Source organism: Streptomyces asoensis (genome assembly GCF_013085465.1).
Taxonomy (GTDB): domain Bacteria; phylum Actinomycetota; class Actinomycetes; order Streptomycetales; family Streptomycetaceae; genus Streptomyces; species Streptomyces cacaoi_A.
The window spans coordinates 527,290-550,225 of the sequence record NZ_CP049838.1 but is presented as its reverse complement, the minus strand read 5'-3'; the positions used below and the strand labels follow the sequence as shown (position 1 = coordinate 550,225).

The window sequence follows — 22,936 nt, the reverse complement described above, 5'->3', positions numbered from 1 at the left end:
GAAGCCCTTTTGGAGCAAAGAGCATGCATCCCGCCCGCCGCCTGACGTTCGGCGACATCATCCGTGAGCACCGAAGGTCCTTCCCCGACAACGTGGCCGTCGTCGACGGCGAGGTCCGGCTGACCTGGCCACAGCTGGACGAGCGCACCGACCGGCTGGCCAACGCCCTCGTGGCTCGGGGTGTCGGCCCCGGCGACCGGATCCTGTGGCTCGGCCAGAACTCCTTCCGCATCTGGGAGCTGCTCGGCGCCGCCGCGAAGATCGGCGCCATGGTCTGTCCCGGCTACTGGCGGTGGGCCGCTCCGGAAATGGTCTTCGCGGTCCAGGACTTCGACCCCGCGGTCGTCGTCTGGCAGGACGAGGAGATCGGCGACACGGTCGGCAAGGCACGCGCCGAACTGGGCGACGACCACCGGGCGTTGTGGCTCCGCCACGACACCGACGGCCCGGACGGCTACGAGTCCTTCCTGGCCGCCGGTTCGCCCGAGGACCCCGCTGTCGACGTTGACCCGGACTCCGCGCTCCTGGTCATCTACACCGCGGCGATCACCGGACGCCAGTCCGGCTCGATGCTCTCGCACCGCAACCTGCTCGCGATGGGCGCCGGCGCCGCCTGGATGGGGGACATCGGCACGGAGACCGCCTTCCTCGGCGCCGGACCGATGTTCCACATCGGCAACTACCAGTTCTGGGGCGTCCCCGCCTTCGTCCACGGCGGCAAGAACGTGATCGCCCGCCGGGTCGTCGCCGAGGAACTGCTCCCCCTGCTGGCGGCGGAGCGGTGCACCCACGCGTATCTGATGCCCCCGACCATCGCGCGGCTCGTCGCGCTGAACCGCGAGGCCGGCCACGACCTCTCCCATCTGCGGGCCAGCGTCGCCGCACCCCTGTGGCAGGGCACCGTGCCCACCGACAGCAGCCGGTTCACCCGCAACGGCGGCGGCGAGGGACGCGGCTACGGGCAGACCGAGGTCACCGGCTTCGCCGTGACCGGCGCCTACGGTGGCCAGGGCGCCGGCAACGCGGGACGGCCGGGCCCCTTCGCCGCCGTACGCGTCCTGGACGGCGCCGGCAAGGAGTGCGCGGCCGGCGAGGCCGGTGAGATCTGCGTCCGCGGTGATCTCGTGCATCTCGGCTACTGGAACCGGCCCGAGCTCAACGAGGAACGCTTCCGCTTCGGCTGGTGGCACACCACCGACCTCGGCCGGCGCGAGCCCGACGGCACGATCAGCTTCCTCGGGACCACCACCCGCATGCTCAAGTCGGCCGCCGAGAACATCTTCCCGGCCGAGGTCGAGAACTGCATCGAAGCGCATCCGGCGGTCAAGGAAGCCGCCGTGATCGGTGTGCCCAACGAGCGCTGGGCCCAGGACGTCAAGGCGGTCGTGGTGCTCCACCCGGACGCCGACGGGGTCACCGCGGCGGACCTCATCGGGCACTGCCGGGAGCGGATCGCCTCGTACAAGAAGCCGAAGACGGTGGAGTTCGTCGAGGCGCTGCCCCGCACCAAGGACTTCGCCAAGGACTACGAGGCGCTCGACGACCGCTTCGGCGGCGGCGGATATCCCGGTGGCGAAACGCTCGGCGCGGGGCGGTGAGCGCATGACCGGCCGCCGTCCCGTCATCGTGGGCGTCCACGCCACCGAACAGGCGCTGAGGCTCCCCGACCGCTCCGCCATGGACCTCGCCCTCGAGGCGGTGCGCGGCGCGATCGAGGACGCCGGACTCACCCGCGCGGACGTCGACGGGGCCCAGGTCGACTGGCCCGGCCCGGGCGGCGTGCCCGGCGAGGGCAGCTCCTGGGCCCGTCTGCTCGGCCGGGGTCTGCGCTGGACCAGCGACTCGATGCTCGACAACGCGGGCTCGCGGGGTCTGCTGAAGGCGGCGGCAGCGGTCCGTGCCGGGTTCGCGGACACCGTCGTGGTCGGCGGCTGCAAGCTGGTCTCACGCGGGGCGGGACCCGTCGGGGCCGGGGTGCCACTGGAGTTCGCCGATGTGTGGGGCAGCTATGTGGTTCCCCAGTTCGCCCTCGTGGCGGCCCGGCACATGCACGAGTACGGGACGACCTCCCGCCAGCTCGCGGAGGTCGCCGCCACGATCCGCAACAACGGCACCACCAACCCCGAGGCGATGATGTACGGCCGCGGCCCGTACACCGCCGACGACGTGCTCGCTTCCCGGCTGGTGGCCACACCGTTCCACCTGCTGGACTGCTGCATCGTCGGCGAGGGCGGCGCGGCCCTCGTGGTGACCACGGCCGAACGGGCCCGGGACCTCCCGCACCCTCCCGTGGCCGTCCTCGGCGGCGGAATGGAGTACCACCAGGCCGCGTACGCCAACCCGGCGCTGTACCGGGAGGTCGGTCAGCTCGGCCGGGAGGCCGCCGGCCGCGCCTACGCGATGGCCGGCGTCAGCCCCCACGACGTGGACGTCTTCTCCCTCTACGACCCCAACTCCTTCGAGATCATCCGGCAGTTGGAGATCCTCGGCCTGTGCGGGGAGGGCGAGGGCGGACCACTGGCGGCCGGCGGTGCCATCGCCGTGAAGGGCAGGCATCCCGTCAATCCCGACGGTGGCTGTCTGTCGTACGCGTGGAACGGCACGCAGCAGATGACGCTCAAAGTCGTCGAGGCCGTAAGGCAGTTGAGGGGGACCGCCGTGCACCAGGTGGAGGGCGCGGAGCTGGCGGTCGTCGGCAACGCCGGCTCCGGGGCGCAGCACTACGAGATGAGCGTGCTCGGGAGGATGCGATGAGCTCCCTCGGCGACCGGCCCGTCCCCGTCCCCACGGAGCTTTCCCGGCCCTTCTGGGACGCGGCCCGGCGCGGCGACCTCGTCGTCCCGCACTGCCCGACCTGCGGACTGCGCTTCTTCGTCCCCGAGCCGGCCTGCCCCGGGTGCATGGCGCGGGACTGGCGGTACGTGCCGAGCGCGGGACGCGGGGCGGTCTACTCGGTGACCGTCGTCCACCGCGCTCCCGGCCCGGGGTTCGACACACCCTTCGCGCTCGCCGTGATCGACCTCGACGACGGCGCCGCCCTGCTCTCCCACGTCGACGCCGGCGATCCGGACGACGTCGCCATCGGCATGCGGGTTCGCGTGGCCTTCCGGCACTTCACGGACGAGATCACGCTTCCGTACTTCGTACCGGACACGACACACGAGCGAGCGGCAACCGAATGAGGGCGGAGGTGGGCGCGGTGGCGAACACGCCGGTACGGGTCCCCAAGATGGCCGAGCTGGTGGCGGCACAGCTGCGCCGCAAGATCGTGCGCGGGGAGCTGGCGGAGGGGGAGGCGCTGCCGGCCGAGACGGCGCTGATGGCGGAGTTCGCCGTCTCGCGGCCGACGCTGCGCGAGGCGTTCCGGGTACTGGAGTCGGAGTCCCTGATCAGCGTGCGCAGGGGCGCCCGGGGCGGGGCCCGGGTGCAGACCCCGGAAGGCACGGTCGCGGCCCGCTACGCCGGGGTGGTCCTCGAATACCGGGGCACCACGCTCAAGGACGTCTACGACGCCCGCACGGTCATCGAGGCTCCGTGTGCCGGTCTGCTGGCCGGGCGCCGCACGGACGAGGACCTGGCGCGGCTGCGCGCGGCCGTCGCCGAGGCCGAACGGCTCATGGACGACCCGTCGGCATTCATCCGCGCCCACATGGAGTTCCACGCCCTGGTCGTCGAGCTGGCGGGCAACGAGACGCTGAGCGTCCTCAACGGCATGGTCCGGCACATCATCGACCAGGCGAATTGGTCCCATGTCGACCTCGACGCCGGCAGCCCCGAGAACGTCCGGGCCAACCGCCGGGGCTTCCGCGCGCACGGCGCGCTGGTCGAGCTGGTGGCCGCGCGCCGGGCCGAGGCGGCCGAGGAACTGTGGCGCCTCCACCTCCAGGAGGCCGAGGACTACCTGTTGCGGAGCAGGTCCATGACGACGGTCCTGGACCTGCTCGGCTGACCGTCAGGCGGCCTCGCGCAGCTCGTGGACGATCGGCTCCCACACCTCGGCGTCGCTCTCGTACGCGGTGTAGAAGGACACCCGGTCGACCAGTGCCCCGTACCGGCGCCGGATCTCGCCCGCGACCCGCTCCGGTTCCGCCACGACCGCGAAGGTGCGCAGCACCTCCTCGTCCACGAGCCCGCTCATCGCCTGCCACTTGTCCTCGCGCCGGGACGTCGACAACGCGTGCAGTTCGTCGCCGAGGTCACCCCACCCGTGCAGCTCCAGCACCCCGCGGTAGGCGGGGGTGCTGCCGTAGAAGGCGATCTGAGCTCGGGTGCCCTCGATCGCGCGGGCCATCTCCTCCTCCGTCCGGCCGGTCGCGGTCAGCAGCAGGTGGGAGACGGAGAAGTCGTCCCGGGTCCGGCCGGACGTGGCCAGTCCCGCCTGCACGGTCGGCAGGGTCACCTCCCGCAGATACCGCTCGGTGGTGAAGCCGTGCGCGAGGAGCCCGTCGGCGACCTCGCCCGCGACCCGGGTCATCGCCTCGCCGACCGCGGCCACGAACACCCTGGGCGCGCCGCCGGGAGCGGGCGGGGGAGAGAAGAAGGGCGACATCAGGGTGTGCGTGTAGAAGTCACCGCGGAAGTCGAGCCGCTCGCCCTCGTTCCAGGCGGCCCAGATGGCGCGCAGCGCGCTCACGTACTCCCGCATCCGGGCCGCGGGCCGACTCCACGGCATGTCGAAGCGCCGCTCGATGTGCGGTTTGATCTGGCTGCCGAGGCCGAGCGAGAACCGCCCGCCGGCGTAGGTCTGGAGGTCGTGCGCGGTGTACGCGAGCTGCATGGGGGAGCGGGCGAAGGCCACCGCGATGGCCGTGCCGACCTCCAGCCGTTCGGTGTGCTCGGCCGCCAGCACGAGCGGCAGGAAGGGATCGTGCTTGGACTCCGACGCCCACAGGCCGTCGTAGCCGGCCTTCTCGTGGTGCCGGGCCTCCGCCACGACCTCCGCGGTGCGCCACACACTGAGCTTGCCGTCGACCTTCATGCCGCTCCTTCGCACGTGCCGGTGCCTGTGTCCATCCCGATGCGCCGTGCGAGCAGTTCCCGGTGGTACGCCGGGTCGCCGAACAGCAGCTGTGAGGTCTTGGCCCGCTTCAGGAAGAGGTGGGCCGGGTGCTCCCAGGTGAAGCCGATGCCACCGTGCACCTGGATGTTCGCCTCCGTCGCCCGGAGACCGGCCTCGGAGCAGAACGCCTTGGCCAGGCTCGCCACGGCGGGCAGCTCCGGGTCCCCGCTCTCGGCGGCGAGCAGCGCGTAATGGGCCGCGGCGCGCGCCGACTCCACCTCCAGCAGGACATCGGCCAGGAGGTGCTTGACCGCCTGGAACGAGCCGATGGGCCGCCCGAACTGGTGCCGCACCTTGGCGTACCCGACCGCCATGTCGAGCGCGCGGGAGGCCAGGCCGACCTGCTCGGCGGCCAGTGCCACCGCGGCCCGGTCGAGTACCTCCGCCACCAGGTCCCAGCCGTTTCCGTGCGTCCGCAGCCGGGTCGCCGGTACGTCGTGATAGTCGAGGCGTGCCTGCCGGCGGGTCGGATCCATCGTGGGCAGGGGCGTACGGGTCAGGCCGACCGCGTCACCCGCCACCCGGAAGACACCGATGCCGTCGCCGGTGCGGGCGACGGTGAGGACGACGTCGGCGGCCGCGCCGTCGAGGACGAACGTCTTGTGCCCGGAGAGCAGCCAACTCCCGCCGCTCTCACGGGCCGTGAGCCGGACGCCCGCCGTGTCCCAACGCGCGGAGTCCTCGGTCAGGGCCAGTGTCCCGACGAGTTCACCGGAGGCCAGGCCCGGCAGCAGGTGCTTGCGGGCGCCCTCGTCGGCGCAGCGCAGCAGCGTGGTCGTCGCGAGCACGGCCGAGGACAGGAACGGCGCGCACACCATGGCACGGCCCATCTCCTCCATGACCACGCCCACTTCGACCGGCCCGTATCCGGCACCGCCGTACTCCTCGGGGACGGCCAGTCCCTGGAGGCCGAGCTCCGATCCCATCCGGCGCCACAGCGCCCGGTCGAATCCTTCCGGGGTCTCCATCAGGCGCCGGACCTCGGTCTCGGGTGAGGTGTGCGCCAGGAACGCCCTGACCGTGCGCCCCAGTTCCTCCTGCTCGTCGCTGAACGCGAAGTCCATCGGTCAGCCCTCCGCGTGGGCTCGGCGACGACCGCGGGACGCGATGATCTTCTCGACGGCGGCGATGTGGTCCGGTGAGTGCATGCTGTCCCGCTCGGCCAGCAGGGCGGTCTCCAGCACGGTCGCGAGCGCGTGTTCCAGATGCAGGTTCACCGCCCGCTTGGTCTCGCGCAACGCCTGCGCGGGCAGTGCGGCCAGCCGCCCGGCCAGGTCCATGGCCTCGTCCAGGAGCTTGTCCTTCGGTACGGCACGATTGGCGATTCCCAGCCGGACCGCCTCGTCGGCGCTCACCCGGTCGCCGAGGAACAGCAGTTCCTTCGCGCGGGCCGGCCCCACCAGCAAAGGCAGGATCAGCGCTCCGCCGTCGCCGGCGACGAGCCCGACCTGGACGTGCGGGTCGGCCAGGTGCGCGTCGTCGGCGATCAGCACGAGGTCGCTGAGCAGGGCGAGGCTGCATCCGAGGCCCACGGCGGGGCCGTTGACCGCGGCGATCACCGGCAGCGGGCAGTGGAGCATGCCGGTGATGATCCGCCGGGCCTCGTCGACGTTCCGCTCCCGGAAGGCGCGGTCGCGCTGGACCCGGGTCATGATGCCGAAGTCGCCGCCGGCGCTGAACGCCCGGCCGCGTCCGGTGAGCACGACCACCCGTGCCTCCGGATCCCCGGCGACCGTGTCCCAGACCGAGGCGAGGGCGGAGTGCAGTTCTTCGCTCATCGAGTTGAGCTGGTCCGGCCGGTTCAGCTCGATCAGCCGGACCGGCCCGACGGCCGTCACCAAGAGGTCCGTCATCTTCACCGCCATCAGTCATCAACGAGTTAGTAGAGTTGAATGCTATAACTAATTAAGCTTTCTGGAAACGGCTCGGCGGAGTGACGGAGGACGCGTATGCCGCAGCAGGAGTACGAGACCGTGCGAGCCGAGGTGGCGGACCGGATCCTCACCGTCACGCTCGACCGGCCCGAGAGGCTCAACGCCTTCAACCCCCGGATGATGGCCGACCTGCTCGACGTCCTCGACGCGGCGGACGCCGACGACGAGGTGCGGGTGATCGTGGTGACCGGCGCCGGCCGCGGCTTCTGCGCCGGTGCGGACATCAGCTCCGCAGGCTCGTCCTTCGATCACCGCGAGGCGGGTGCGTGGCACCGGGACACCGGCGGACGGGTGGCGCTGCGGATCTTCTCCAGCACCAAGCCGGTGATCGCGGCGGTCAACGGCCCCGCGGCGGGCGTCGGGGCCAGCATGACCCTGCCCATGGACATCAGGCTGGCCTCGACCTCGGCGAAGTTCGGCTTCGTCTTCGCGCGGCGCGGCATCGTGCCGGAGTCCGCGGCGAGCTGGTTCCTGCCGCGGGCCGTCGGCATCCAGCGGGCCATGGAATGGGTGGCGAGCGGCCGCGTCTTCGGGCCCGAGGAGGCGCTGGCGGCCGGTCTGGTCCGTTCCGTCCACCCTCCGGAGGAGCTGTTGCCGGCGGCGTACGGGCTCGCCCGGGAGATCGCCGAGAACACCTCCGCTATCTCGGTCGCCCTCGCGCGCCAGATGATGTGGCGCATGCTCGGCGAGCCCCATCCGATGGCCGCGCACCGGCTCGACTCGCGGATCATGAGCCAGATCGGCGGCGGCCCGGACCCCAGGGAGGGTGTCGAGTCGTTCCTCGCCAAGCGACCGCCCGCGTTCCCGGGCCGGGTCAGCACGGACCTGCCGCCCGTATACCCCTGGTGGGACGAGGAGGAGTTCCGGCCCCTCGGGACGTAGGTGGCGAGATCTGGCCGAAACATTGTCGTAGTTTGCTCGGAGTGTTAGCGTCCGGTCGGCGGTCATTCAGTTGAATGCGCTGAACCATTCACCCCCGCCTGGACGGTAACCATGAACGATGGTTTCCCGCACGCATCCCTTCGCGGTGTCGACTGGGGGGTCGCCACCGCGGACATGATCGCGGCCCCACCGCCGCCCGCCGCCGAGCGCGGCGGCCACTTCCGGCAGTGGACCGACGACCTCCGGCACGTGACCGGCGCCACCGCGGACACGCACCGCATGGTCGCCGGATGGCCGCGGCTTCAGCCCGACGGCCCCGGCAGCTGGGACCCGGACGCCCTGGACCGCTGCGACCGGGCCCTCGACTCCCTGCTCGCGCAGGGTCTGCGGCCCGGCCTGACGCTGCTCCACCGCACCCTGCCGCCGTGGCTGGACGACCGGGGTGGCTGGCTCGCCCGCGACACCGCCGAGCACTTCGCCGGGTACGCCGCCGAACTGGGCCGCCGCTTCGGTGACCGGGTGGAACGCTGGATCACCTCGTCCGACCTGGCCGGGCCGACGCTCGCGGACCACGTGGCCGGAATGTATCCACCGGGCCGGGGCATCGGCCTGGCGGGGCTGCCCGCCGTCCACCACATCCTGCTCGCCAACGGGCTCGCCGCCCAGGCCCTCAGGGCGGTCGGCGCGAAGGGCCGGATCGGCACCACGGTCACCCTCGTCGGCGGCTATACCGCCACCGAGGATCCCTACGACCGCCTCGCCCTGGAGCGCCTGGAGAGCTGGACCAACCGCCTCTTCCTCGACCCCCTGCTGCTCGGCGAGCACATGGTGACCGAGGACGACGTCTCACCGGTCGGGGCCACCGGCTGCGTACGCCCCGGCGACCTGGCGACGATCGCCACCGGACAGGACCTGCTGGGCCTGTCCTGGCACACCCCGTTCCGGGTCACCGCGCCGGAGAACCTGCCGCGCGTGCTGCCCACCGTGAACTGCCAGAGCGCCCTCAACGAGGTGAACCGCCTGCTCGTGGGCCTCGGCTTCGCGATCGTCCCGTTCGAGGACGTGGAGACGACCGCCTACGGCTGGCCCATCATCCCCGAAGGACTTGCCGACGCCATCGCCGGCCTGCACGATCTGTACGGGGAACTGCTGCCGCCGCTGTCCGTCATCGACAACGGCATGGGCGACCTGGACCTGGTCGACGACACGGGGCACAGCGACGACGCCCGGCGCCGGGCCCTGCTGCGCGCCCGGCTCTCCTGGCTGGCAGGACTCGTGGCGGCCGGCGTGGACGTGCGCGGATACGAGTACTGGTCGGTCCTCGACAATCTGGAGGCCAAGTTCCGCTACACCCGCCTGTACGCGATGGCGGTCCCGGACCACGAGCCCCCGCCGCGCCCGCCGATCCCTTCCGACTGGCTGAGCCGTGGCACGTTCGCCGGCGCCGCCGTACCCGAGGCGGGCCGCGCGGCCGGTCTGCGCCTGGTACCGGCCGCGCCCCCGGCTCAGGGCGCCGGAGCCTCGTAGTCCCTGCCGCGGATCAGCCGCACCGGGGTGTAGACGAGGACGTCCTCGTCCCGCTGGTTGCGTACGGTGACACGGCTGGTCACCACGCCCCGGCCGGGCTTCCCGGAGGGGCGGGAGCCGATGGTCTCCACGACGGCGTACAGGGTGTCCCCGACGTACACCGGCCGCCGCACGGTGAGTTCCATGTGCAGGAAGGCGAGACCCGTGCCGTGCAGCACGTTCGTCTGGAGGACGAGTCCCTCGGCGAGGCAGTACGTCAGCGCTCCGGGGACCAGCCGGCCCGTGTAGCCGCCGTCCGCGGCGTGCGAGGCGTCCCAGAAGAGCGGCTCGGTGAAGCCGCCCCAGGTGACGAAGTTGACGAGGTCGGTCTCCGTGACGGTGCGGCGGGCGGTCCGGAAGACCTGCCCGACCGGCATCTCCTCGTAGGTCAGGCCCCTCACCAGCGGGGCGACTTCGGTGCTGAGCTGTTCCGGCGCCATGATCGGTTCCTCTCGTACGGTGGTCACAGGTCGAGCGGGTGTCTGCCGCTCACGCCCTCGAAGTCCGGGGTGCGCTTGTCGCGGTGGGCGGCGAGTCCCTCGACGACCTCGTGTCCCGCGAACCCGAAGAACTCCAGCCCCAGCGAGGCCTCGAAGAGCGGCTGAGCGGTGCGGTACCAGTGGTTGAGGGAGCGCTTGGTCCAGCTGATGGCGCTGGCCGGCCCGGCGGCCAGCGCGGTCGCCACCCGCAGGGCCTCGGCGTGCACGTCCGCGTCGTCCACGCACTTCGACACCAGTCCGATCCGCTCGGCCTCTTCGCCGGTGAGCGTCTCGCAGGTCAGCAGGTAGTACTTGGCCTTCGCCATGCCGCACAGCAGCGGCCAGCAGATGGCCGCGTGGTCACCGGCCGCGACCCCGAGTCGGGTGTGCCCGTCGACGATCTTCGCGCTGCGGGCGGCGACGGAGATGTCCGCCAGCATGCCGATGACCAGCCCCGCGCCGACCGCCGGGCCGTGGATCGCGGAGACCACGGGCTTGGAGCAGTTGATCACTCCGTAGACCATGTCCCGTGCCTCGCGCATCACCCGGGCCCGCACCGCGTAGTCCCCGGTCATGGCCTCGATGGAATCGAAGGTCCCGCCCGCCGAGAACGCCCTGCCCGCCCCCTGGACCAGGACCGCGCGGGTCCGTTCGTCCCGGTCCACGACGGGCCAGATGTCGGCGAGCTCACCGTGCATCCGCGGATCCACGGCGTTGAGGTTCGGGGCGTCGAGCACGATACGGAGCACGCCGGGCGCGGGCCGCTCGAAGGTCAGGCTCGTGAACGGGGCGTAGAGATCGGTCACGTCGCGCTCCTGGTGTATTCAGTGCGGATACTATAATTATCTAACTGTATCGAGCGGTGGGCGGCAAGCGGGTGGCAGGCCCGCCCGCACCGAGGACGGGATGCCCGGCATGGATCTCACGTTCAGCGAGGAACAGGACGAACTGCGCAAGGTCGTACGGTCGTTCCTCGCCAAGCACTCCGACGAGGCGCAGGTGCGCCGCCTGGCCGCCGACCCGCGGGGTCACGACTCCGTCGTCTGGCGGCGGATGGCAGGCGAACTCGGCCTCCAGGGGCTCGCCGTGCCGGAGGAGTACGGCGGTTCGGGCTTCGGTTACGTCGACCTCGGCATCGTCTTCGAGGAGGCGGGCCGCGCGCTGCTGTGCGGCCCGTACTTCGCCACCGTCGCCCTGGCCGCCGAGGCGCTGCTGCGCTGTGCCGACGAGCAGGCACGACACGACCTGCTGCCGGGCATCTCGTCCGGCGAGACGGTGGCCACGCTGGCGCTCACCGAGGACAGCGGCCGCTGGGACGAGCCCGGCATCCGCCTCACCGCACGCGACACCGCGGCCGGATGGCGGTTGACCGGCGCGAAGACGTACGTCCCCGACGGGCACCTCGCCGACCTGCTCCTGGTCGCGGCCCGCACCCCCACCGGCATCAGCCTCTTCGCGGTCGACACCGAGGACGCGCCGGGCCTCGCCCGTACCCCTCTCCCCACCCTCGACCAGACCCGCAAGCAGGCCAGGGTGGAGTTCACGGACACTCCGGCCCGCCTGCTGGGCACCGAGGGCGGGGCCTGGCCGGCGCTGGAACGCACCCTCGCCACCGCCGCCGTCCTCCTGGCCGCCGAACAGGTCGGGGGAGCGGCCGCCGCCCTGGACGCCGCCGTGGCGTACGCGAAGATCCGCGAGCAGTACGGCCGGCCCATCGGCTCGTTCCAGGCGGTCAAGCACAAGTGCGCCGACCTGCTCGTGGAGATCGAGTCCGCCCGTTCCGCGGCGTACGGCGGACTGTGGGCCCTGGACGCGGGCGACGAGAAGGAGATCGCGATCGCGGCGGCCCTTGCCGGGACCTTCTGCTCGGAGGCCTTCGTCAAGGCCGCCGGCGACAACATCCAGGTGCACGGCGGGATCGGCTTCACCTGGGAGCACCCCGCGCATCTGTACTTCAAGCGGGCCAAGAGCTCGGAGACGCTGCTCGGCACACCGTCGTACCACCGGGAACTGCTCGCCACCCGGCTCGGCATCTGAGACCCCAGGGAGAAGCAGACATGGAGCTGGACTTCGGCCCCGCGGTACGCGAATTCCGCGACGAACTGCGGGACTGGCTCGCGGACCACCTCGTGGGGGAGTTCGCCGAGCACCGGGGCGTGGGCGGCCCGACGGACGGCGCGGCCTGGGAGGTCCGCCTCGCCTGGGACCGCGAGCTGTCCGCCGGGAACTGGCTGGGCGTGGGCTGGCCGCGGCAGTACGGGGGCCGCGGGCTCGGGCTCCTGGAGGAGATCGTCTTCGAGTACGAGTACGCCCGGGCCGACGCCCCCTACCGGGCCACGGTCAACGCCCTCGACCTGCTCGGACCCATGCTCCTCGCGATGGGCGACGAGGCACAGAAGAAGCGCTTCCTGCCACCGGTCCTCGCCGTCGAGGAGCTGTGGGGCCAGGGCTTCAGCGAACCCGGCGCCGGCTCCGACCTGGCGTCGGTCCGCACCCGGGCCGAGCGCGACGGCGAGCAGTGGGTGGTCAGCGGACAGAAGGTGTGGACCTCGTTCGGTGTCCACGCCGACTGGCTCTACGTCCTCACCCGCACCGACCCGCGATCCGTGCGCCACAAGGGCCTGACCATGCTGCTCCTGCCCACGGACCAGCCGGGTGTGGAGATCCGCCCCATCCGCAACCTGGCCGGTCAGGACGAGTTCGCGGAGGTCTTCCTGTCCGACGCGCGGACCGGCGCGGACATGGTGGTGGGCGAGGTCGGCCAGGGCTGGCGCACGGCGATGGCCACGCTCGGCATCGAACGCGGCACCACGCTCCTGCCCCAGCAGCTCACCTTCGAGCGGGAGGCCGAGGCGCTGATCGGCCTGGCCCGCGAAAGGGGCGCGCTCGACGATCCGATGCTGCGCCGCCGGATCGTCGACGCCTGGATCTCCGTACGCATCATGCGTACCACCAACCTGCGGACCATCGGCGAACTGACCGCGGGCCGCACCCCGGGCGCGCAGGCCACGACCGCGAAGCTGTACGCATCGACGCGGCACCAGCGACTCGGGCACCTGGCCCTGGAACTGGCGGGCCCGGCCGGACAGATCGTCGGCGAGGACTACGGCCTGGACACCCGCCAGCGCTCCTTTCTGCTCTCGCTCGCGGAGACGATCTACGGCGGTTCGAGCGAGATCCAGCGCACCATCATCGGGGAGCAGATCCTCGGCCTTCCGAAGGAGCCACGGCCGTGACCACCATCGAGGAGCGCGTCGACCGCATCGAGTCGCAGCTGGCCATCCAGCAACTGCCCGTCCGCTACGCGCTGGCCGTGGACGGCCGTGACCTCGACGCCTGGGCCGGCTGCTTCCGGCCGGACGTGGACATGGGGCGCCACGGCCGTGGCCGGCAGGTCCTGCGGCAGCACATCGAGCCCCTGCTCCGCGGCTTCTGCCGGTCCGTCCACCAGATCTGCGGCCACCGCGTCGAGTTCACCGGCCGCGACACCGCGACCGGTGCCGTCTACTGCCGGGCCGAGCACGAGGTGGGGGACCGCTGGATCGTGATGGCGATCTGTTACCGGGACGACTACGCGCGCGTGGACGGGGAGTGGTACTTCTCCCGGCGGCGTGAGCGGCACTGGTACGCGGCCGACGTGACGGAGCGCCCCCAGGCGGTGGACTTCACCGGCTGGGCGGGAGCCGGCACGCCGGCGCTGCCCACGGCCTTTCCCACCTGGGCGGCCTTCTGGAAGGAGACGTGATGGAGCGAGGCACACGGCTGGCCGGGAAGACGGCCCTGGTCACCGGCGGGGGGCAGGGGGTGGGGCGCGGTATCGCGCTCGCGCTGGCGGCCGAGGGGGCGGCGGTGGTGATCACCGGCCGCACCGAGGGCAAGCTGAGGGACGCCGCGGGAGAGATCCGTGGGCGGGGCGGCAGGGCGCACAGCGTGATCGGGGACGTGGGGGAGCGGGACGACGTCGACCGCATGGTGGCCGAGACGGTACGGACGTTCGGCGGACTCGACGTGCTGGTCAACAACGCCCAGTCCTCGGTGCAGCGGCGGCTGGAGAAGACGTCGTACGACGATGTCGAACTCACCTACCGCAGTGGCCCGTTGGCAGCCTTCCACGCGATGCAGGCGGCCCTGCCCCATCTCAAGGAGAGCCGCGGCAGCGTAGTGAACCTCGGTTCCTCGGCCGCGGTGCAGGGCGAGGCGACCTTCGCGGCGTACGCGATGGCCAAGGAGGCGATCCGCGGCCTGACCCGGGTGGCCGCGCGGGAGTGGGGTGCGTACGGGATCCGGGTGAACGTCATCTGCCCGGCGGCGCTGAGCCCGGCGGCGCAGGAGTATCTCGCCGCGCATCCGCAGAAGGCGGAGGAACTCGCCAGGGAGATCCCGTTGGGCCGCCTCGGGGACCCGGAGGGGGACATCGGCCGGGCGGTGGCCGCCCTCGTCAGCGACGACATGGCCTATCTGACCGGTGCGACCCTCATGCTGGAGGGCGGCCGGACCCTGCTCGGCTGACGCCGTCACACGACCCCGCGGGCCCGCAGCCCGGCAAGATGATGATCCGTCACTCCCACGAGGTCGGCGAGCACTTCGGCGGTGTGCTCACCCAAGGCGGGCGGCGCCGTGTAGCCCTCGACCGGCGTCGCCGTGAACCGGATCGGATTGGCGAGCAGCGGCAACCGCCCCGACACCGGGTCCTCGACCTCGACCAGCATCCCCCGGTGCCGTATCTGCGGGTCGGCGAAGACCTCGGGCATCTCGTTGAACGGGCCTGCGGGGACCCCGTGTTCGTCGAGTACGGCAAGCCACTCGTCGCGGGTCCGGGTGCGCAGGATCGACTCCAGCACCGGCAGGATCTCCTCGCGGTGGGCGATCCGGGCGGAGGTCGTGGCGAACCGGGCGTCCTGGAGGAGGTCGGTGCGGTCGGCCGCCGCGCAGAACCCGGCGAACTGCTTGTCGTTGCCCGCGACCAGGAACAGCGGCTCGTCCTTGCAGCGGAACGCCTGCGACGGGATCCCGCCGTAGCCGCCGTTTCCGCGCCGCCGCGGAACATCGCCGGAGACCAGGTAGTTCATCGCGAAGTGCGACAGCGAGGCCAGGCCGCAGTCCAGCAGGGACAGGTCGATGAACTGGCCCTCACCGGTGGCGTCGCGGTGCCGCAGGGCGGCCAGCACGGCCGTGGAGGCATAGAGCCCCGTGAGGATGTCGACCATGCTGACGCCGACCTTCATCGGTTCCTCAGGGTGCCCGGAGGCGCTCATCATCCCGGACATGGCCTGGAAGATGCCGTCGTAGCCGGGGCGCGAGGCGTACGGCCCGGTCTGGCCGAAGCCGGTCACGGACAGGTAGACCAGCCGCGGGTCGACCGCGCGCAGACTCTCGTGGTCGAGCCCGTACTTCGCCAGCGTCCCCGCCCGGAAGTTCTCGACCAGTACGTCCGACCGGGCGGCGAGAGCCCGGATCAGCTCCTGTCCTTCGGCGGTGGCGTGGTTGACGGTCACCGACCGCTTGTTGCGGTTGCAGGAGAGGTAGAAGGCGGCGGTGTCGGTCCGCTCGCCCCCGGGGCCGTGCGCGAAGGGCGGGCCGTACGTCCGTGAGTCGTCGCCCGTTCCGGGGCGCTCCACCTTGATCACTTCGGCGCCCAGGTCGGCCAGCATCTGGGTGGCCAGCGGCGCGGCGAGGACGCGGGACAGATCGAGGACGCGGATCCCGGCCAGGGCAGTTGACGGCATCGGGTTCTCCCTCTGGTCTCGACGAGCTAATCAGTTATATAAATAATACAACTAGGCTGCTGCCTGTGTCCCCCTGTGATTGCTCAACTATCCAATTCATGTAACTATATAAATCGGCCGACAGGCCGAGACCGGAGGGCGTGCGGATGACCGTCGCGGCAAGGACCCTCACCGACCAGGAACAGCGCGAACGCCGGGCGTGGTTCCGGGCCCGCTGGGAGCGCGGGGTCGCCTTCAACCGGCTCTGCCGCATCCGCGTGACGCGCTGGGAGCCGGACGGCGTCGAGATCGTACTGCCCTACGCCGAGACCCTCTCCGCACACGAGGAGATCTTCCACGGCGGGGTGATCTCGGCCCTCATCGACACCGCCGGCGCCGGAGCCGTGATCGCCGGGCACGACTTCGCGAACGGGAGCCGGCTCAGCACCGTGTCGATGTCGGTCCAGTACCTCGCGCCCGCCCGGGGCCCGGAAGCCGTCGCCTACGGGCGCTGTGTGCGACGCGGCCGCAGGGTGCACTTCGCCGACGTCGACGTGATGACCGGTGGACGCATCTGCGCCCGGGGTCAGGTGGTGGTGACCATCTCCGGGGAACGGCCGGGCGTCGGCGACCCCATCGAACCGCTGGACGAGGAGTGACGTGATGCCCGAGGAGCCCGTGCCGTCTCCCCAGGACCCGGACCTGGTGCTGTACGAGGTGGACGAGGACGGCGTCGCCGTCGTCACCCTCAACCGGCCCGAGCGCAGGAACGCGTGGAGCATCCCCATGGAGCGCCGCTTCTTCGCGCTCCTCGACGAGGCCGCGCACGATCCGGCCGTCCGGGTCGTGATCGTCACCGGGTCGGGCAAGGCATTCTGCCCCGGGATGGACGTCGAGCGACTGGAGCAGAACGCGCGGCCGGGCCAGTCGCTGAACCTCCGGGCCCGTGTCCCCATGTACAGCAGGCGGGACATGCCGAAGCCGATGATCGCCGCCGTCAACGGCGCCTGCGCGGGCATCGGCCTGGTCCAGGCCCTCATCTGCGACATTCGCTTCGCCGCCCGCGGGGCCCGCTTCACCACGGCCTTCACCCGGCGCGGTCTGGCCGGCGAGTACAACCTGCCGTACGTCCTGCCGCGCGTCGTCGGCCTGGAGAACGCGCTCGACCTGCTGCTCTCCGGCCGGATCTTCGACGCCGACGAGGCGAAGGACCTCGGCCTCGTCAGCCGTGTCGTGGAACCCGCGGACCTGCTCGGCGCCGCCCGTGCCTACGCCCGGGACATCGCCCGCAGCTGCTCCCCGCGCGCCATGGCCGTCGTACGCCACCAGGTGTACGGCGACCTGGACCGTACCTTCACCGACGCCCTGGCCCGCTCCTACTCCGCCATGGAGTACTTCGCGGGCTCGCCGGACTTCCGCGAGGGCGTGGCGAGCTTCATGGAGAAGCGGGAGCCGAAGTTCGAGGGACTGCCGCCGGACTTCGACCCGGCCGAGGCCACCCGCGACGCCTTCCTGCCGTACTGACCGGCCGGACCGACCTGCCGTACTCACCCGCTGTACCGAACGAGGAGCACGACGATGACAGGGCAGCCGTTCCCCGTCGAGGCCGGGCACATCATGCTGTTCGCCCGCGCCATCGGCGACGAGAGCCCGGCGTACCGGGGCGAGGCCGCGTTCGCGCCGCCCACCTTCACCATGGCGAGCGCCCACTACGACCCCGAATACCATCTGCGGCCCAAGCCCGGTCAGGAGTGGTTCGGTTCCGGCGGCGGCCCCGGCGCGATGCCGGAGGGCGGCGGCGGGCTGCACGCCGAGCAGCACTTCGAGTACCACCGGCCGGTACGCGCCGGCGAGACCCTGTACGCGCACACCGTCCCCGGACGCAGCTGGGAGAAGCAGGGCCGAACCGGCCGGCTGCTGTTCAGCGAGCGCGTCACCGAGTACCGGGACGCCGACGGCGAGCGCGTCGTCAGCGCCGTCACCGTGGCCGTCGTGCCCGAGGGCCCCGCAACCCCGAAGGACACCCGATGAGCCTGAGTACGGACGACATCAAGGTCGGCGAGACCCGTGAGAGCGTCCTGGTGGACGACCTGAAACGGACCCGGATCGTCCAGTACGCGGGCGCCTCCGGTGACTTCAACCCGCTGCACTCGGACGAGAGGTTCGCTGTCGAGGCGGCCGGCTACCCCGGTGTCTTCGCCCACGGCATGCTGACGATGGGCATGACCGGCCGGGTCCTCACCGACTGGGTCGGCCCCGAGGCGCTTCTCCGCTTCGGTGTGCGCTTCAAGGCCCAGGTCTGGCCCGGCGACACCCTCACCGCCACGGCCACCGTCGAGTCGTTCGAGGACACCCTGGACGGCCCCGTCGCGCACTTCTCCGTGCGTACGGTCAACCAGCACGGCGTCGAGGTGGTCACCGGCACCGCGGCAGCCCTCCTGGAGCCCTGAGCCGGTGGCCGGCGCGACGACCGTCACCTGGACCGCCATGGTGAGCCGCGCCTACGACCATGCCCGCCCCGCCGTCCGCTTCGGCGAGCGGACCTGGACCGGACGCGAACTCCTCGACCGGGCGGGCGGCGCGGCCGAACGGCTCGACGGCCTCGGCCTCGAACCCGGCGAACCGGTGCCCGCCCTGGTCGCCACCTCCGCCGACGCCCTCGCCCTGGTGATCGGCGGCGCCGGGTCCGGCCACCCGCTCGCACCGCTCGGCGTCCGCATGACGGCGTACGAGACAGCCGAGGTGGTGAAGGCGATGGACTCCCAAGTCCTGCTGACCCAGCCCGAGTTCGCGGATCTGGGCCGACAGGTCGCCGCCCTCTCCGGCCGACGGCTGGCTGTCGTACCCGAACTGTGCACAATCCAAAGGGAGTTGACGGCTGAGCCGGACCACCTGGCCGCCGTCCTGCATACCTCCGGCACGACAGGACTCCCCAAACCCGTGCCCATGACCCAGCGCCGACTGGCCGCCCGCGCCCGGGTCAACGGGAGCCTGTGCCTGCTAGCCCCCGACAGCTTCTACGGCGGCAGTGCGCCCTTCCACCACATCGCGGGCCTCGGCAATCTCGCCGTCGCTCTCGCCGCCGGCGCGCTGATCACCGGCCTGCCCCGCTTCACGGTCGAGGGCTGGACCCTGCTGCGGAACCTCGGTACCACCCACACCAGCATGGTCCCGGCGATGCTGGAGACGCTGCTGGCGGCGGGCGAGGCCCGCCATGGCACCCTGCGGGTCCTCCAGTACGGCGGCGCGCCCGTCCGTCCCGGCACCCTGCGGCAGACGTACGAGGCGATGCCCGGCGTCCGGATGCTGAACATGTTCGGACAGACCGAGGGCTCGCCCATCAGCGTGCTCACCCCCGAGGACCACCGGGACGCGGTCGCGGGACGCACCGAGCTGCTGCGGTCCGTGGGGCGGCCCGCCCCCGGGGTCGAGGTCAGGGTCGCGGACGCCGGACCGGACGGCGTCGGTGAGATCCACGCCCGCGCCGATCACCTCTTCCGGACCGACACCGAGGGCTGGCTGCACAGCGGCGACCTCGGCCGTATGGCGAAGGACGGGTATCTCTACCTCCTCGGCCGGCACAACGACATGATCATCCGCGGTGGTGAGAACGTCCATCCGCTGGAGGTCGAGACGATCCTGGCCACGCATCCCGGCGTGGCGGACGTGGCGGTCACCGGCGTTGCGGACGAGCGGCTCGGCCAGACCGTCGTCGCCTTCGTCGTGCCGTCCGACCCCGACGCCCCGCCCGACCCGGCGGCGCTCAGGGCGCACACCCGCACCCGGCTGTCCGGGTTCAAGGTCCCGGTTCGCTGGTGGTTCGTGCCCGATCTGCCACGCAACGCGAACGGCAAGGTCGTACGCCGAAGTCTTCGGGAACCCGCCCCAAGGAGGAACCCATGATCGACCGCTCGCCGGTCGGCCCGGACACCGTGGGTGTCGATCCGCACCGACTGGACGTACTCCTGCGCCGGATCCGCCTGGAAGTCGACCACGGACCGCTGCCGTCCGCCCAGGTGGCCGTCGCGAGAGGTGGCCGGCTGGTGGCCTTCGAAACCTGGGGCGACGCGGCCCCGGACACCCGGTACGTCCTTCAGTCGGTCGGGCGGTCGATCGTCGCGGGAGTGGTGTGGAAGCTGATCGGCGAGGGTCTCCTGGACGTGGGCGAGCAAGTCGCCGCGATCGTCCCGGAGTTCGCCCCGAACGGGAAGGAGACGGTGACGGTCGAGCAGGTGCTCACGCACACCGCGGGCTTCCCCTTCGCGCCGCTCGGTCTCTCGAAGGCACTCGACCGCGAGCAGCGGCTCGCCGCCTTCGGCCGCTGGCGGCTCGACCAGCCTCCGGGCAGCCGTTTCCAGTTCCATCTCACCTCGGCCGCCTGGCTGATCGCCGAGATCGTCGAACGGCGTACGGGCCTGACCTTCGCCGCGTATCTGCGGCAGCGGATCGCCGGGCCGCTCGGCCTGTCCTCGCTCGAACTCGGTGTCCCGGTGGACCGGCAGCCAGGGAGCGTCGCGCCGATGACGGCAACCGACCGCTCGAGCGACGACCAGGAGGCCGACCCCTGGGGCCCCTGGTATCTGTCCGATCCGCGGGTGCTCGCGGCCGGGGAGCCCAGCCACGCGCTGGTCGCCACGGCCGCCGACGTCGCCCTGTACTTCCAGGCACTGGAGCACTCGGGCCTGTGGAAGCCGGAGGCGGTGGCGGAGGGCACCCGGATCCGGCTGACGGAGCATCCGTACGGGGACCGGCTCTACGGGGGCGGCTCCGGCCGCCGAACCAGCATGGGGCTGTTCGTCACCGTGGCCGGCCCCGACGCCGGCAGTAATCTGCCGTCCACCGGGTCGCCCGCCCTCTTCGGCAGCGCCGGAGCCGCGTACCAACTCGGGTTCATGGACCCGGAGACCGGCTTGTCCTTCGCGTGTCTGAGCAATGGCTACCCGCTCGCCGGCTACGACCACTCCCGGCGTGGCACGGCCCTGCTCACGAACATCGCGAACCTCGCGGCGGATCTCACGGACTGAGCCCGGTACCGCACTTCCGGTACCGGGCTCGGGGCCTGTTCCCGCGGGCTCAGCGGGTGATCAGCTGCTGGGCGTTGTGGAACATGATGTCGTCCTGGGCGGACTCGTCGAGTTCCGCGATGAGCTTGCGGAAGTCGGCCGGATTGGCCAGGCCCTCGGCGTGCGGGAAGTCGGAGCCCATGACGATGGACTCGTGGTGGCCGAGGCGCCTGACGACGTTCACGATGTCGTCCTCCGGGTAGGGCACCACACGGACGTGCCGGCGGAAGATCTGGCTGGGCCGCTCGTCCAACTGCCCGCCGATCCAGGGGCCGTTGCGGCCCATCCCGCGGCTCTTGTCCATGTGGCGCACGAAGTGCGGCACCCACTCGGAGCCGAACTCGGAGACCAGGACGTTGATGTCGGGGAAGCGGCCGAAGAGGTTGTCGAAGATCAGCGCGGACAGCGTCTCCTCGATGGGACGCCGGCCGTAGGTGTTCTGCCACTGCCAGGCCGACATCCGGAAGTGGATGGGGCTGGGGTCGTAGCCCCAGGCGGGCGCCACCTGTGAGTTGTAGTAGAACTCGCTGATGTGGTAGCAGACGCTCGCCTTGGCCTCGTTGACCAGTTTCCAGAACGGGTCGAAGTACGGGTCGCCCGGCGAGCGGCCGTACACCGGGCCGGTGGGCATCAGGATGAAGCGGGCGCCCTGCTCCAGGACGTACTCAAGCTCCTTTACCGCGCTGGGCAGATCGCGCAGCGAGAGCAGGGCGGGGGCGTAGATGCGGCCCTGGTGGTCGAAGCCCCACACCTCGTTCATGTACCGGTTGAACGAGTGGTAGTTCGCGTAGAGCGGCTCGACGCCGCTCACGTACTCCTCCGCCACCAGCGCCCAGCCGCCCGGGTACATGATCGTCTGGTCCAGGCCCTGCTCGTCCATGACCCGCAGCCGGGCGTCGCGGTTCTGGTACGACTCGTGCATCGGCTCGAACTGGTACGTCTCCTCCGGGTTGCCCGAGGCCATCGCCTTGAGCATCTCCTTCAGTGAACCGGGACGGTAGACCTGCCCGAACTCCGGCTCCAGGCATACGACGATCCGGTTCCCGGCGAGGATCACCTCCCGCCCGTCCGGCAGGGTCACCGGTGCGACCGCCGCACCGAGGAACTCCTTCGGGAGGTAGCGGGTGAAGGAGTCCCGCTCCTCGTACATGTGCTGGTCGCAGTCGAAGATGCGCTTGCGCTGTTCGGCCATGGCCGTCGCCTCCGGACCCCAGGAGCTATTCAGTACGCCTTCTATAATTATCTAACTGTTTATAGAGCGCAAGGGGTCGCCGGGGGTGAGTGAGGGCGGCTTGTCGCCGGGGCTCAGTCGAGGAGCTCGAGCACCGTCTTCGGTCCGGCCGCGTTCACGACGTCGTCGGCGCTGGAGATGTGCCGCTGCCAGAGCTTCTCGGCCTCGTCGGCCTTGCCGGACTCGATCAGGCCGACCAGCCGCACATGGGCCCGGTGTCCCTTGAGGGCCTGCGCCTTCTGGGCGTCGGCGTCGGCGGCGCCCGCGGTGTAGGAGGCATTGGCCCGGTCGATGATGTTGCGCAGCATGCTGCACAGCAGGATGAGCGTCTGGTTGCCGGTGAGCTCGATCAGCAGGGCATGGAAGGCGTCCTGTGCGTCCACCAGGTCGAGCGCGTCGTCCAGTACGGCCTTCTCGGCCGCCAGCGCGGCACGCAGCCGCTCGATGTCGTCCGCCGTGTGCTTGAGGGCGAGTTGGCGGGCGCAGGGCGGCTCGATGAGGGCCGCCGCACGGTAGATGTCACCCAGCGTGGCGCCGCGGTACTCGAGGATCAGGCCGGCGAAGCGGGCGGCGACCTCCGCGTCGGGCGCGCTCACCCGGGCGCCGCCGTGGGCGCCGCGGCGCACCGTGATCAGGGACTCCGACTCCAGGACCCTGAACGCCTCGCGCAGCGTCGGCCGCGAGATGCCGAACTGCTCCATCAGTCCCGACTCCGGCGGCAGCGCGTCGCCGGGCTTCAGTTCGCCCCGCACGATCTGGCGGCGCAGGTGCGCGGCGACCAGTTCGGCGGTCTTCGGCACTCGGACCTGGCGTCCGACCCGGTTGCGGGAGGGGGCGGGCACGGTCGCCGGTACTGCTGCGCGGGCTGCCTCGGCCACGGTGGGCTCTCCTCATATAGCAAAATGAATCGTCTTAGTGCATCGAGGGTACCAGGTCAAGGGATGGGTGATCCTCTGTTCGCGGCAGCCGGTCCGGGCCCGATCTGGCGCCCGGGCTGCCGGTGGTATATAGATGATT

The 22,936-nt window shown here is 71.4% G+C and carries 24 protein-coding genes; 16 read left to right on the top strand and 8 right to left on the bottom strand.

Annotation, left to right across the window (positions count from 1 at the left end; all coding sequences use genetic code 11):
• The first annotated feature begins 23 nt into the window (after window positions 1–23).
• Genes G9272_RS02615 through G9272_RS45870 form a run of 4 tightly spaced genes read left to right on the top strand, consistent with a single transcriptional unit; the run spans window position 24 to window position 3,949 of the window.
• Window positions 24–1,598: an AMP-binding protein gene (locus G9272_RS02615; protein ID WP_171394990.1), complete on the top strand. Its 1,575-nt coding sequence runs from the start codon at window positions 24–26 to the stop codon at window positions 1,596–1,598.
• Window positions 1,570–2,754 carry a thiolase family protein gene (locus tag G9272_RS02610; protein WP_253267684.1) on the top strand — a complete coding sequence of 395 codons (1,185 nt, stop codon included), beginning with the start codon at window positions 1,570–1,572 and terminating at the stop codon, window positions 2,752–2,754. Before G9272_RS02615 ends, G9272_RS02610 begins: the two co-directional genes overlap by 29 nt.
• The gene (locus G9272_RS02605) at window positions 2,751–3,182 is read left to right on the top strand and encodes a Zn-ribbon domain-containing OB-fold protein (protein ID WP_171394989.1); all 432 of its coding nucleotides are present in this window, start codon (window positions 2,751–2,753) and stop codon (window positions 3,180–3,182) included. Before G9272_RS02610 ends, G9272_RS02605 begins: the two co-directional genes overlap by 4 nt.
• Window positions 3,183–3,199: 17 nt before the next feature.
• Window positions 3,200–3,949, top strand: a complete 750-nt coding sequence (locus G9272_RS45870; protein WP_301272114.1) for a FadR/GntR family transcriptional regulator — start codon at window positions 3,200–3,202, stop codon at window positions 3,947–3,949.
• A 3-nt stretch (window positions 3,950–3,952) separates the two neighbouring features.
• On the opposite strand, the gene G9272_RS02595 is transcribed toward G9272_RS45870, so the two are convergent.
• The 3 genes from G9272_RS02595 to G9272_RS02585 are packed head-to-tail and all read right to left on the bottom strand — an operon-like array spanning window position 3,953 to window position 6,912.
• Entirely contained in the window at window positions 3,953–4,978 is a 1,026-nt protein-coding gene (locus G9272_RS02595; RefSeq protein WP_171394987.1) for a TIGR03617 family F420-dependent LLM class oxidoreductase, read from the bottom strand.
• On the bottom strand, window positions 4,975–6,123 hold the full coding sequence (locus G9272_RS02590; RefSeq protein ID WP_171394986.1) for an acyl-CoA dehydrogenase family protein: 1,149 nt from the start codon (window positions 6,121–6,123) through the stop codon (window positions 4,975–4,977). The genes G9272_RS02595 and G9272_RS02590 overlap by 4 nt, the downstream gene beginning before the upstream one ends.
• Before the next feature lie 3 nt (window positions 6,124–6,126).
• Window positions 6,127–6,912, bottom strand: coding sequence for an enoyl-CoA hydratase/isomerase family protein (locus G9272_RS02585; RefSeq protein WP_253267683.1), 786 nt, complete (start codon window positions 6,910–6,912; stop codon window positions 6,127–6,129).
• Between the two features lie 96 nt (window positions 6,913–7,008).
• On the opposite strand from G9272_RS02585, the gene G9272_RS02580 reads away from it, so the two are divergent.
• Both G9272_RS02580 and G9272_RS02575 read left to right on the top strand, forming a co-directional pair.
• Window positions 7,009–7,875, top strand: a complete 867-nt coding sequence (locus G9272_RS02580; protein WP_171394984.1) for a crotonase/enoyl-CoA hydratase family protein — start codon at window positions 7,009–7,011, stop codon at window positions 7,873–7,875.
• A gap of 111 nt (window positions 7,876–7,986) precedes the next feature.
• Complete coding sequence (locus G9272_RS02575) at window positions 7,987–9,402, top strand: glycoside hydrolase family 1 protein (protein WP_171394983.1); 1,416 nt, start codon at window positions 7,987–7,989, stop codon at window positions 9,400–9,402.
• On the opposite strand, the gene G9272_RS02570 is transcribed toward G9272_RS02575, so the two are convergent.
• The gene (locus tag G9272_RS02570) at window positions 9,381–9,881 is read right to left on the bottom strand and encodes an FAS1-like dehydratase domain-containing protein (protein WP_171394982.1); all 501 of its coding nucleotides are present in this window, start codon (window positions 9,879–9,881) and stop codon (window positions 9,381–9,383) included. The two genes, G9272_RS02575 and G9272_RS02570, sit on opposite strands and share 22 nt — an antisense overlap.
• Window positions 9,882–9,904: 23 nt before the next feature.
• Entirely contained in the window at window positions 9,905–10,726 is an 822-nt protein-coding gene (locus tag G9272_RS02565) for an enoyl-CoA hydratase/isomerase family protein (RefSeq protein WP_171394981.1), read from the bottom strand.
• Between the two features lie 109 nt (window positions 10,727–10,835).
• Here G9272_RS02565 and G9272_RS02560 point away from each other — a divergent pair, with 109 nt between their 5' ends.
• The 4 genes from G9272_RS02560 to G9272_RS02545 are packed head-to-tail and all read left to right on the top strand — an operon-like array spanning window position 10,836 to window position 14,429.
• On the top strand, window positions 10,836–11,957 hold the full coding sequence (locus tag G9272_RS02560) for an acyl-CoA dehydrogenase family protein (protein WP_171394980.1): 1,122 nt from the start codon (window positions 10,836–10,838) through the stop codon (window positions 11,955–11,957).
• A 20-nt stretch (window positions 11,958–11,977) separates the two neighbouring features.
• The gene (locus tag G9272_RS02555) at window positions 11,978–13,156 is read left to right on the top strand and encodes an acyl-CoA dehydrogenase family protein (protein ID WP_171394979.1); all 1,179 of its coding nucleotides are present in this window, start codon (window positions 11,978–11,980) and stop codon (window positions 13,154–13,156) included.
• On the top strand, window positions 13,153–13,665 hold the full coding sequence (locus G9272_RS02550; protein WP_171394978.1) for a nuclear transport factor 2 family protein: 513 nt from the start codon (window positions 13,153–13,155) through the stop codon (window positions 13,663–13,665). Before G9272_RS02555 ends, G9272_RS02550 begins: the two co-directional genes overlap by 4 nt.
• On the top strand, window positions 13,665–14,429 hold the full coding sequence (locus G9272_RS02545) for an SDR family NAD(P)-dependent oxidoreductase (RefSeq protein ID WP_171394977.1): 765 nt from the start codon (window positions 13,665–13,667) through the stop codon (window positions 14,427–14,429). The genes G9272_RS02550 and G9272_RS02545 overlap by 1 nt, the downstream gene beginning before the upstream one ends.
• 5 nt (window positions 14,430–14,434) lie before the next feature.
• On the opposite strand, the gene G9272_RS02540 is transcribed toward G9272_RS02545, so the two are convergent.
• On the bottom strand, window positions 14,435–15,646 hold the full coding sequence (locus G9272_RS02540; RefSeq protein ID WP_171394976.1) for a CaiB/BaiF CoA transferase family protein: 1,212 nt from the start codon (window positions 15,644–15,646) through the stop codon (window positions 14,435–14,437).
• Window positions 15,647–15,792: 146 nt separating this feature from the next.
• Between G9272_RS02540 and G9272_RS02535 the strand changes: the two genes are divergently transcribed.
• The 6 genes from G9272_RS02535 to G9272_RS02510 are packed head-to-tail and all read left to right on the top strand — an operon-like array spanning window position 15,793 to window position 20,649.
• On the top strand, window positions 15,793–16,284 hold the full coding sequence (locus G9272_RS02535) for a PaaI family thioesterase (protein ID WP_171394975.1): 492 nt from the start codon (window positions 15,793–15,795) through the stop codon (window positions 16,282–16,284).
• Window positions 16,285–16,288: 4 nt separating this feature from the next.
• Window positions 16,289–17,149 carry an enoyl-CoA hydratase-related protein gene (locus G9272_RS02530; RefSeq protein ID WP_171394974.1) on the top strand — a complete coding sequence of 287 codons (861 nt, stop codon included), beginning with the start codon at window positions 16,289–16,291 and terminating at the stop codon, window positions 17,147–17,149.
• A gap of 54 nt (window positions 17,150–17,203) precedes the next feature.
• Complete coding sequence (locus tag G9272_RS02525; protein ID WP_171394973.1) at window positions 17,204–17,656, top strand: FAS1-like dehydratase domain-containing protein; 453 nt, start codon at window positions 17,204–17,206, stop codon at window positions 17,654–17,656.
• Window positions 17,653–18,075 carry a MaoC/PaaZ C-terminal domain-containing protein gene (locus G9272_RS02520; RefSeq protein ID WP_171394972.1) on the top strand — a complete coding sequence of 141 codons (423 nt, stop codon included), beginning with the start codon at window positions 17,653–17,655 and terminating at the stop codon, window positions 18,073–18,075. The genes G9272_RS02525 and G9272_RS02520 overlap by 4 nt, the downstream gene beginning before the upstream one ends.
• Window positions 18,076–18,079: 4 nt before the next feature.
• Window positions 18,080–19,528, top strand: a complete 1,449-nt coding sequence (locus G9272_RS02515) for a class I adenylate-forming enzyme family protein (RefSeq protein WP_253267682.1) — start codon at window positions 18,080–18,082, stop codon at window positions 19,526–19,528.
• A complete protein-coding gene (locus G9272_RS02510; RefSeq protein ID WP_171394971.1) occupies window positions 19,525–20,649 on the top strand; it encodes a serine hydrolase domain-containing protein in 1,125 nt (374 codons plus the stop codon). The genes G9272_RS02515 and G9272_RS02510 overlap by 4 nt, the downstream gene beginning before the upstream one ends.
• Before the next feature lie 49 nt (window positions 20,650–20,698).
• Here the strand turns inward: G9272_RS02510 and G9272_RS02505 are convergent, their stop codons facing one another.
• Together G9272_RS02505 and G9272_RS02500 are read right to left on the bottom strand one after the other, a co-directional pair.
• Window positions 20,699–21,880, bottom strand: coding sequence for an amidohydrolase family protein (locus G9272_RS02505; RefSeq protein WP_171394970.1), 1,182 nt, complete (start codon window positions 21,878–21,880; stop codon window positions 20,699–20,701).
• Window positions 21,881–21,993: 113 nt separating this feature from the next.
• Window positions 21,994–22,797, bottom strand: coding sequence for a FadR/GntR family transcriptional regulator (locus tag G9272_RS02500; protein WP_171394969.1), 804 nt, complete (start codon window positions 22,795–22,797; stop codon window positions 21,994–21,996).
• Window positions 22,798–22,936: the final 139 nt, after the last annotated feature.

Coding starts and splice junctions, on each gene's coding strand:
- G9272_RS02570 (WP_171394982.1), bottom strand. CDS start 9,881: ATGGCGCCGGAACAGCTCAGCACCGAAGTCGCCCCGCTGGTGAGGGGC.
- G9272_RS02505 (WP_171394970.1), bottom strand. CDS start 21,880: ATGGCCGAACAGCGCAAGCGCATCTTCGACTGCGACCAGCACATGTAC.
- G9272_RS02540 (WP_171394976.1), bottom strand. CDS start 15,646: ATGCCGTCAACTGCCCTGGCCGGGATCCGCGTCCTCGATCTGTCCCGC.
- G9272_RS02585 (WP_253267683.1), bottom strand. CDS start 6,912: ATGACGGACCTCTTGGTGACGGCCGTCGGGCCGGTCCGGCTGATCGAG.
- G9272_RS02545 (WP_171394977.1), top strand. CDS start 13,665: ATGGAGCGAGGCACACGGCTGGCCGGGAAGACGGCCCTGGTCACCGGC.
- G9272_RS02580 (WP_171394984.1), top strand. CDS start 7,009: ATGCCGCAGCAGGAGTACGAGACCGTGCGAGCCGAGGTGGCGGACCGG.
- G9272_RS02520 (WP_171394972.1), top strand. CDS start 17,653: ATGAGCCTGAGTACGGACGACATCAAGGTCGGCGAGACCCGTGAGAGC.
- G9272_RS02595 (WP_171394987.1), bottom strand. CDS start 4,978: ATGAAGGTCGACGGCAAGCTCAGTGTGTGGCGCACCGCGGAGGTCGTG.
- G9272_RS02590 (WP_171394986.1), bottom strand. CDS start 6,123: ATGGACTTCGCGTTCAGCGACGAGCAGGAGGAACTGGGGCGCACGGTC.
- G9272_RS02560 (WP_171394980.1), top strand. CDS start 10,836: ATGGATCTCACGTTCAGCGAGGAACAGGACGAACTGCGCAAGGTCGTA.
- G9272_RS02575 (WP_171394983.1), top strand. CDS start 7,987: ATGAACGATGGTTTCCCGCACGCATCCCTTCGCGGTGTCGACTGGGGG.
- G9272_RS02530 (WP_171394974.1), top strand. CDS start 16,289: ATGCCCGAGGAGCCCGTGCCGTCTCCCCAGGACCCGGACCTGGTGCTG.
- G9272_RS02510 (WP_171394971.1), top strand. CDS start 19,525: ATGATCGACCGCTCGCCGGTCGGCCCGGACACCGTGGGTGTCGATCCG.
- G9272_RS02525 (WP_171394973.1), top strand. CDS start 17,204: ATGACAGGGCAGCCGTTCCCCGTCGAGGCCGGGCACATCATGCTGTTC.
- G9272_RS02555 (WP_171394979.1), top strand. CDS start 11,978: ATGGAGCTGGACTTCGGCCCCGCGGTACGCGAATTCCGCGACGAACTG.
- G9272_RS02535 (WP_171394975.1), top strand. CDS start 15,793: ATGACCGTCGCGGCAAGGACCCTCACCGACCAGGAACAGCGCGAACGC.
- G9272_RS02615 (WP_171394990.1), top strand. CDS start 24: ATGCATCCCGCCCGCCGCCTGACGTTCGGCGACATCATCCGTGAGCAC.
- G9272_RS02605 (WP_171394989.1), top strand. CDS start 2,751: ATGAGCTCCCTCGGCGACCGGCCCGTCCCCGTCCCCACGGAGCTTTCC.